This is a genomic window from Vibrio sp. 10N.222.49.C9 (genome assembly GCF_041474985.1).
GTDB lineage: Bacteria > Pseudomonadota > Gammaproteobacteria > Enterobacterales > Vibrionaceae > Vibrio > Vibrio crassostreae_C.
In genome coordinates, this window is record NZ_JBFRVD010000792.1 from 1 (window position 1) to 741 (window position 741).

1 protein-coding gene is annotated in these 741 nt (G+C 44.7%); it reads right to left on the minus strand.

Annotated features, from left to right (window positions below):
* Positions 1-236: 236 nt before the first annotated feature.
* Positions 237-741, minus strand: a 505-nt coding sequence (locus AB4585_RS25630; RefSeq protein ID WP_372171598.1) for a hypothetical protein, incomplete at its 5' end; no start/stop codon positions are given.

The following is a 741-nucleotide window of genomic DNA, read 5'->3' on the forward strand; positions in this document are numbered from 1 at the left end:
CTTTATTGGTAGGTACGTTACTAGACATGATTACCTTTCGCCCTCTGCAATCAAGTAAGAGACCGCGATCTCTGAATGCTACCTGATTACCGTAGATGTGTTGTGTGTATAATTTTACTATAGTACCACAAACAATGGTCTACAAAAAAATGGGTTATTGGACTCCGAAAAGCCACAACAACCCATTTATTCAGCACATTTATGCTAAAGCATAATACGCTAATTTTACGCTCGAATTAAACGAAATCCGCTGGCTTAACCCCTAAGTCCAATAACAATTCCTGCACATCTCGCAATGTTTGCAGTGCAATGTATCTCACTCGACCCGGCTCCACATCCCACTGATCTGCAATTTCATTCGTCTCTCTATCTTCAATGTAGACCGCCTGAAAGATTTTCAGCGCCTTATCGTCGAAATACTGGCGGTAATCCTCAATGTGATCTTTAAGAATACGAGAGAGTGCTGTATCAACCAGACGCTCGACAAATTCCGAATCTAAAGACTCTGGCACTTCCGCACCGGCGGCATCAAACTCTACCGTTCTTGGCGAACTTGACGAGGTCGCAATTAAGCTCTTAGCATCGTAGAAGCGATTCTCTGAAATATCGTACTTCTCACAGAACTCTTTGACGTCCTCAGGGTTCTCACGCTCAATACGGTTGCGGATCTGCCACAGGCGACGAGGAATGGCCACGACATCAAATTGCTGCAGGTAACAGATGCTGGCATGATCCATGGAC